10 protein-coding genes are annotated in these 6,569 nt (G+C 65.1%); 4 read left to right on the top strand and 6 right to left on the bottom strand.

Translation table 11 applies throughout. The annotated features are described in order from the left end of the window. Positions 1 to 114 precede the first annotated feature (114 nt). Complete coding sequence (locus tag ACS8Y6_RS14565; RefSeq protein ID WP_440855857.1) at positions 115 to 573, bottom strand: antitoxin Xre/MbcA/ParS toxin-binding domain-containing protein; 459 nt, start codon at positions 571 to 573, stop codon at positions 115 to 117. Between the two features lie 125 nt (positions 574 to 698). On the opposite strand from ACS8Y6_RS14565, the gene ACS8Y6_RS14560 reads away from it, so the two are divergent. From ACS8Y6_RS14560 to ACS8Y6_RS14550, 3 genes are all read left to right on the top strand, one after another. After that, positions 699 to 977 carry a type II toxin-antitoxin system RelE/ParE family toxin gene (locus ACS8Y6_RS14560; protein ID WP_440855859.1) on the top strand — a complete coding sequence of 93 codons (279 nt, stop codon included), beginning with the start codon at positions 699 to 701 and terminating at the stop codon, positions 975 to 977. Positions 978 to 994: 17 nt separating this feature from the next. Then, positions 995 to 1,279: a HigA family addiction module antitoxin gene (locus ACS8Y6_RS14555; RefSeq protein WP_440848956.1), complete on the top strand. Its 285-nt coding sequence runs from the start codon at positions 995 to 997 to the stop codon at positions 1,277 to 1,279. A 160-nt stretch (positions 1,280 to 1,439) separates the two neighbouring features. After that, entirely contained in the window at positions 1,440 to 1,577 is a 138-nt protein-coding gene (locus tag ACS8Y6_RS14550) for a hypothetical protein (protein ID WP_440848942.1), read from the top strand. 92 nt (positions 1,578 to 1,669) lie between these two features. Here the strand turns inward: ACS8Y6_RS14550 and ACS8Y6_RS14545 are convergent, their stop codons facing one another. The 4 genes from ACS8Y6_RS14545 to ACS8Y6_RS14530 all read right to left on the bottom strand — a co-directional run bounded on the left by ACS8Y6_RS14545 (position 1,670) and on the right by ACS8Y6_RS14530 (position 5,039). Next, positions 1,670 to 3,022, bottom strand: coding sequence for a sensor histidine kinase (locus ACS8Y6_RS14545; protein WP_440855856.1), 1,353 nt, complete (start codon positions 3,020 to 3,022; stop codon positions 1,670 to 1,672). Next, the gene (locus ACS8Y6_RS14540; protein WP_440848944.1) at positions 2,998 to 3,663 is read right to left on the bottom strand and encodes a response regulator; all 666 of its coding nucleotides are present in this window, start codon (positions 3,661 to 3,663) and stop codon (positions 2,998 to 3,000) included. Before ACS8Y6_RS14540 ends, ACS8Y6_RS14545 begins: the two co-directional genes overlap by 25 nt. Positions 3,664 to 3,709: 46 nt before the next feature. Then, the gene (locus ACS8Y6_RS14535) at positions 3,710 to 4,489 is read right to left on the bottom strand and encodes a COG4705 family protein (protein WP_440855855.1); all 780 of its coding nucleotides are present in this window, start codon (positions 4,487 to 4,489) and stop codon (positions 3,710 to 3,712) included. A 214-nt stretch (positions 4,490 to 4,703) separates the two neighbouring features. After that, entirely contained in the window at positions 4,704 to 5,039 is a 336-nt protein-coding gene (locus ACS8Y6_RS14530) for a PepSY domain-containing protein (protein ID WP_440855854.1), read from the bottom strand. 180 nt (positions 5,040 to 5,219) lie between these two features. Between ACS8Y6_RS14530 and ACS8Y6_RS14525 the strand changes: the two genes are divergently transcribed. After that, positions 5,220 to 5,564, top strand: a complete 345-nt coding sequence (locus ACS8Y6_RS14525; protein ID WP_440848947.1) for a DMT family transporter — start codon at positions 5,220 to 5,222, stop codon at positions 5,562 to 5,564. Positions 5,565 to 5,677: 113 nt separating this feature from the next. Here ACS8Y6_RS14525 and ACS8Y6_RS14520 read toward each other — a convergent pair whose 3' ends face one another. Beyond that, positions 5,678 to 6,541 carry a LysR substrate-binding domain-containing protein gene (locus tag ACS8Y6_RS14520; protein WP_440848948.1) on the bottom strand — a complete coding sequence of 288 codons (864 nt, stop codon included), beginning with the start codon at positions 6,539 to 6,541 and terminating at the stop codon, positions 5,678 to 5,680. Positions 6,542 to 6,569: the final 28 nt, after the last annotated feature.

The following is a 6,569-nucleotide window of genomic DNA, read 5'->3' as shown; positions in this document are numbered from 1 at the left end:
GGATTTAGCCATGAACCTGGCCGCCTGTGAATGATGGGGTTTGTGGATCGCTTACCGCATATTGGCGTGCCGCGACACGATAAACGTATCGATAGCCGTCAGGCAGCGCCCGCATTAGGCGTCTATGCCATACATCATGCGCATCAGCACGCTTTCGACCCACTCGGCCCCGGCTTCCGTGTCGGCGAGCTCAGCGGGCGCTTCGTTATCGAACACGGGGTTTGGCTCGGTGAGCCAGCGGTGAGCGCGCTCCCGGTCCGCGAACGCCTCCTCGGCGATGGCCGTCAGGCGCGACAGCCGAAACAGATTCTCGGACACCGCCTTGGACAGTGTTCTCGACACGCTTTTCTGCGCCGACGCGATCGTCGTGCGGGGCAGCACGCGGTCGAATACGACAGGCGTCAGACCCAGGTGATCGCGGGCAAAGACGGCGCTATCCACCGGCAGTCCTCGGCGCAGCAAGCTCACCAGAGCTTTCGGACTATCGATAGCCGGCACGTTGACCACGCGCGGGCCGCCCAGGAAGGCGATGATCCGCTCGTATCGACGCCGTTCCTGCGTAACGTCACTCATCATCCCGCACCTCATGTTGACGACTTCGTCGTTATAAGTACACGAGGTCGTAATTCGGCCGTCGAGAAGCGGAGGTGGGCGCGTTGAGCGTTGTGCCGTGTATCGCGTCGCGCGACACTCTGGCCATGATCATCGGGTTCCGTCACAAGGGGCTGGAAGCCCTCTACCGGACCGGCTCGACCCGTGGCGTTCAGGCGGCGCAGGCGCCCAAGCTTCGCCGCATACTAGCGGCCCTTGATGCCGCTGCCACGCCGGCCGAACTGAATCAGCCTGGCTATAGGCTGCATCCCCTCAAAGGGCGGCTGAAGGATTATTGGTCGATCTGGGCCAATGGCAACTGGCTTGTCACATTCCGGTTTATCGGTCCGGATGTCGAGCTGGTCGATTATCAGGACTATCATTAAGCGAGGTCGCAGCCATGATGATGCATAACTCTCCCCATCCGGGCGAGATCCTACGCGAGGACGTGCTGGCCGAGCTCGGGATCGAAGTCACCGATGCCGCCGAGCGGCTTGGTATGTCGCGTACAACGCTGTCCCGGGTTATCAATGGACGGGCCGGCATCAGCCCGGATCTGGCGGTCCGGCTGGAAATGGCGGGCGTCAGCACCGCCCGTTTCTGGATGACGCTGCAGGCGAATTATGAGTTGGCTCAGGCTAGCCAGCGGCGCCAGCCCACGGTACGACCCTTGCAGGGCGCGGCGTAAATTGCCCGCGCGCTCAATATCCGCGCAATCTCAGTTCGCCCTTAAGGTCGGCTAAAAGCGACATGGCGGGCGCCCGTTCACTTGGCGAAAATCGTGTCGCCTGTAGGCTCGGTATGCCGCCACGGGGTTCCTTCGTCTTCAATGGGGCATTGGCGTGCTCATGGCCGCGCTTTTTATCTTTCTGGTCCGCGATCCCGTGCTTGAGTTCGTCGTGACCGCACTCGCGCTTTGGCAAGTCGCGTTGCTGACGGTGGTGCTGTGGCTCAAACGTGCCCAGGCGCGCGAGTGCGGCATCTGAACAGAGACCGTCAGTCGGCCCCTTTCAGCCCGCTGCCGGCCGTGGACAGGGCGTCTGGTTTGGTTTACACCGTCGCATCCGGTTTTTTGCGCTCATTGCAGTGCGGGCCTGTGCCGCAATGTGATCGTGGCGCGCAGGCCGGTGGCAAAACGTGTGGCCTCGCTCAGCTCGATTCGACCGCCGATCCGTTCGATCAATGTCTTGACGATGGACAGGCCGAGTCCCGAGCCCACCACATCGGTACCCAGGCCGCGATAAAACGGTTCGAATACGCGTTCGCGTTCGGCAGGGGCGAGGCCTGGGCCGCTGTCCTCGACCGTGATCGTCACGCCGTCCGGCGTTGGCGCCGCCTGAAGATCGATGATCCCGTGGGGCGGCGTGTAGTGAATGGCGTTCGCCACGAGGTTCCGCAGGGCGGTGGTCAGTTCGATCTCGGCGGTGGCGACCTGGATATCGGTGCCATTGACGCCGATGTCGATGCCCTTGGTTTCGGCGAGCGGCATCAGGTCGGCGAGTATGCGGCGGAACAGGTCGTGTGCGGAGACGATGGTTTCCGGCATGGGCGGCGCGCTTTGCGCGCGCGCATAGGTCAGCAGTTGGTCGAGCAGCGCGCGATTGCGGTCGATGCCGTGGCGCAGGGTTCGTACGCGCTGCCGGGCGTTTTCGTCCATCCCGGCGCTGTCGAGGTGCTCGGCCTGCAAGGATAATGCGGTCAGCGGCGACCGCAGTTCATGGGCGGCCGCGGCGATGAATCGCTGCTGCATCGCCATCGAATCGGCGACGCGTTTCAGCAGCCGGTTGATGGCGGTCACGAACGGGCGGATTTCCTCCGGCAAGCCTGTGGTGGCCAGTGGCTGCAGATCGCGTTCGCGCCGCTGGTCGACTTCGGCGGCGGAGGCCATGACCGGGGCGAAGATCCGTCGTACCAGCCCGGCCACGACCAGCAAAAGCACCGGCACCAGAATCAGGAAGGGCAACAGCCCGAGCAGCGCGCTATAGCCGGCGGTTTCGTCGCGAATGGCCGTCTGTTGGGCGACCGCAATCCGCTTGGAAGAACCCAGTCCGGTCACGAATATGCGGTAGGTCTGGCCGTGGATGGTGCGCGTCTGCAGCCCGTCCACCAGATCCGGCGGAAAACCCGCCGACCGGGCGCCGGGGTGGCCGCGCTCGTTGCGCGGGGGCAGCACGGCGACTCTCAATCGCGCCTCGGGGTCGGTATCGGGGCGAGACGCGACCCGTGAGTTCGGCGCTGCCGGCGGGTGCTCGGTATCGAACAGCGCGGCGGTCTGACGCAGCATGGTGTCCTGCATTTCGTTCGCTTCCGTGAAGATCAGTGCGAACGATATGGCGCTGCCGACCAGGGCAACCGCGATAATCGCGAGTAATAGCCAGAACGATAGCCGCAGGCGCAGGGAGTGTCTCAATCGGGTTTGGAAACCATCCATCCCACGCCTCGGACGTTCTTGATATGACCACCACCGAGTTTCTTGCGCAGCGCGTGCAGAAGGAACTCGACCGCGTTGCTTTCGACTTCTTCGCCCCAGCCGTAGATGCGTTCTTCCAGTTGGGCGCGCGACAGAATCGCGCCCGGGTGCGCCATGAGCGCCTCAAGCAGCGCAAACTCCCGCCGCGACAGCCGCACCTCGGGCCCGTCGGCCACGCTCGCAATGCGCGTGGTCGGGTCCAGCGCCAACGTCGCGCTGCGCAGTACGGGGTCGGCCTGCGGGGTCCGCCGGCGCAGCACCGCGCGCATGCGTGCCAGCAGTTCGCTCATGGCAAACGGTTTGGTCAGATAGTCATCGGCGCCCCGGTCGAGACCGCGGATGCGATCATCCACGTCATCCCGCGCCGTCAGGATCAGGACCGGTGTCGCGTTGCCCGCGCGGCGAATATCGGCCAGCACCTTCAGGCCGTCGCGGCGCGGCAGCCCCAGGTCGAGCAGGATCAGGGCGTAGGGCTCGGATTCAGCGGCGAGGGTGGCCCAGTGGCCATCCCGGACCCAGTCCACCGCGTAGGCGGCCGTCTTGAGTGCTTCCTCGACGGCGGCCCCGATCATGGCATCGTCTTCAATCAGTAGTACGCGCATACGGACTTCGATCCACCCCATGCCCACGGTGCCGGCACGGCCGGCGTCAAGCCAGGCGTCTCGGGCGCCATGGGCGACCGGCTAAGAGCAGCAGCGCCGACATCAGCACCAGGGCCACCGCCGATGCCTGGAGACGGCCCAGTTCCAGCCCGCCCTGGGAGACCGATTTGGTGAGAAAGTCGCCGAACGTGGCGCCAAACGGCCGTGTAAATATGAATGCGATCCAGAACAGAAAGATCGCGTTGACCCGCGTCGCATAGTGCAATGCCAGGACCACGCCGATCACGCCGGCGGTCACCAGCGCCCCCTGAATATAGCTCAGGCCGACGACATCGACCAAGGCATCGCCGAACGCGGTACCCAGGCTGTTGGAGAAAATGACCGCGATCCAGAACATGACTTCTGTGTCCGTCCGGACAATGCGGTGAATACTCAAATCGCGTTTACGGTAGTACCAGACCGCCAGCGTGGCCAGCAGACCCGCGACCAGCAGGATCGAGCCCCACACATAGCCCAGGCCGAGCGTGCGGTCCATCATGTCCGAGACTTCGGTGCCCATGGTCGTGGTGGCCACGATGGCGAGCCAGAACAGCGCAACGCGATAGCGTTGGGCGCTGATCTGGGTAGACAGCACGGCCACCAGGAATACGCCCGTGACGATCAACGCCGTGACATACCCCAGCCCGAGGGTCATTGAAAGCGCATCGCCGGCGGTCTCGCCCAGCGTGGTCGCAATGATCTTCAGGATCCAGAACAGCAGCGTGACCTCGGCGACTTTGCTGGCAATATCGGCACCGCGGCTTCTTGTGGCGGTCCAGTCGTTCACAATTCAGGCTCCTTGTGTGGTCGAGCGTGCACGAACCGGCCGGTGAGCAGGCCGGCCCGGCACGCGGCGTTTCGGGACATGGGTTCGGCTTGACGCCCCCTCATGCACGACGATCATGGGCCGGCGTCGCCCCGTCGCGGCCGGCCGGTTGCCGAACGGCGGTGCGTGTCGATTGCCGCTGCCGGCACCCGGGCCGGCAGCGGCAATGCGAACGTCAGTCGGTTTCATCGCCCTGGTCATCGTGATCCGTGCGATCGGTGGTCGAGGCCAGCACCGAGCCATCCCGGGCATCGACCTTCACGTCGAATACTTTCTGGCCATTGACGACTTCCACGTCGTAGGCCCAGCCCTGGCGCGTATGTTCGTATTCCGCCTTCGATGCGCGGCCGTGGACATGTTGCTCGGCGGTCTGTACGGCCTGGGACAGCGAGACCCTGGCGTTGGCAACCGCCGTGGCATCGTTTTCGTTGCCGGCCGAGGCATAGGCCGCCGTCGCGGCGATGGTGGCAAGCGTGACCGCCAGGGCGGTCAGGGTGCGGACTCTTGGCATGATCTTTCTCCGTCGTGGCGACGCCGGTACTGGCGCCGGGACAAAGCCTAGGGTTCCAGACTTAGAACAGACTTAGCCGACGCCCGAGCCCGTGCCATCCGCTTGCGCGCGGCGGGCAGCGTCTGGCCGAGGCCGGCCACATGGTAGGTTCGGTGCAGCCGCCTCGCTGTATCCACTCGCATGCGCTCACTCTTGATCGCCTACGGTTTGTTGTTCGTTGCCATTATCGCCGAGATCTTCGGCACCACCATGCTCGCCCGGTCGGAACAGTTCACGCGGCTGTTGCCGACGCTGGGCATGGCCGTGTCCTACGCGCTGTCCTTTTATCTGCTCACCCTGGTACTCAAGACCATTCCGCTGGCCATCGCCTACGCGCTCTGGGGTGGGCTGGGGATCGTGCTGACCACGCTCGTGGGGAGCATGGTGCTCAAGCAACCGATCGATGCGGCGGCCGGTATCGGAATATTTCTGATCCTGGCCGGTGTGGTGATCATCAATGGCTGGTCGACGGCGGCGACGCATTAGGCCCTGAGCGCCGATGCCGAATGTGGCGCCGCCATGCCGCCCGCCCCTTGCCGCGGTCATTGGCCGCGAAGCCTTTGAAAACAGCTGATGAAGTCAGCTGTTTTGATGCCGGATTAATAATCGATCGAGGCCAGCAGATGATTCCAGAACCGCTCGGCCGGGGGGCGTAGCGATCGCCGCTCGGGCCGGGTCAGCATGAATTGCTGACGGGCCGGGCAGGCCAGCTCGAATGGCGCCACCAGCATCTGCGGGTCGCCGACCAGGCCGCGGTGGGCGAGTGCAATGCCGCAGCCCTGGGCCGCGAGTCGCAGCGTCATGCTCTGGGTGTCGCACCACAGATGCCGGGCCGGCATCTCCGGCAGGCCCGCGGCATCCAGCCAGTCCGGCCAGCCGACGGTGAAGCCCGCCGTATGCAGCAGGGTATGACCGGCCAGAGCCGATGGCGCGGTGAGCGTCGCGGCGAGCGTCGGCGCACAGACCGGCGTCAAGGCATCCGTGCCCAACGATTGTTGTACCAGGTGTGGCCAGTCGCCGGCGCCGTAGCGGATTTCCAGGTCCACGTCCTCGCCGATGAAGTCGTCCGCCCACACGCCCGTCACCACGCGCAGCGGCGTTTCGGGTTGCTGGCGATGAAAGCTTTGCAGGCGCGGTGCCAGCCAGAACTGCTGGATCGCCGGTGTGGCGCGGATGGTGACCGGCGCGTCCGGTTCGGGCCCGAAGACCTCGGCCGTGCCGTGGGCGAGCCGGTCGAAGGCGTCCTGCACACTCGGCAGCCACGCCCGCCCGGCCTCGGTGAGCGTAAGCGAGCGCGGATGGCGGATGAACAATTCCTGGCCGAGGCGCGCTTCCAGCAGGCGGATACGCTGGCTGATGGCCGACTGGGTGACGGCCAGTTCCTCGCCGGCCCGGGTGAAGCTGAGCGTACGCCCGGCGGCCTCGAAGGCCTGCAGCCAGGCTACCGGGGGCAGGCGGGCCATCAGCGCACGTCTCGTCGCCGCACCGGCG

The organism is Salinisphaera sp. RV14 (assembly GCF_052044135.1).
Classification (GTDB): Bacteria; Pseudomonadota; Gammaproteobacteria; order Nevskiales; family Salinisphaeraceae; genus Salinisphaera.
The sequence above is the reverse complement of the archived record's forward strand: the minus strand, read 5'-3'. Positions and strand labels throughout refer to the sequence as shown.

Bases quoted from the DNA above. Each gene is read 5' to 3' on its own strand.
- ACS8Y6_RS14540 (WP_440848944.1), bottom strand. From the start codon at position 3,663: ATGCGCGTACTACTGATTGAAGACGATGCCATGATCGGGGCCGCCGTC.
- ACS8Y6_RS14525 (WP_440848947.1), top strand. From the start codon at position 5,220: ATGCGCTCACTCTTGATCGCCTACGGTTTGTTGTTCGTTGCCATTATC.
- ACS8Y6_RS14545 (WP_440855856.1), bottom strand. From the start codon at position 3,022: ATGGATGGTTTCCAAACCCGATTGAGACACTCCCTGCGCCTGCGGCTA.
- ACS8Y6_RS14565 (WP_440855857.1), bottom strand. From the start codon at position 573: ATGAGTGACGTTACGCAGGAACGGCGTCGATACGAGCGGATCATCGCC.
- ACS8Y6_RS14530 (WP_440855854.1), bottom strand. From the start codon at position 5,039: ATGCCAAGAGTCCGCACCCTGACCGCCCTGGCGGTCACGCTTGCCACC.
- ACS8Y6_RS14555 (WP_440848956.1), top strand. From the start codon at position 995: ATGATGCATAACTCTCCCCATCCGGGCGAGATCCTACGCGAGGACGTG.
- ACS8Y6_RS14550 (WP_440848942.1), top strand. From the start codon at position 1,440: ATGGCCGCGCTTTTTATCTTTCTGGTCCGCGATCCCGTGCTTGAGTTC.
- ACS8Y6_RS14520 (WP_440848948.1), bottom strand. From the start codon at position 6,541: ATGGCCCGCCTGCCCCCGGTAGCCTGGCTGCAGGCCTTCGAGGCCGCC.
- ACS8Y6_RS14560 (WP_440855859.1), top strand. From the start codon at position 699: ATGATCATCGGGTTCCGTCACAAGGGGCTGGAAGCCCTCTACCGGACC.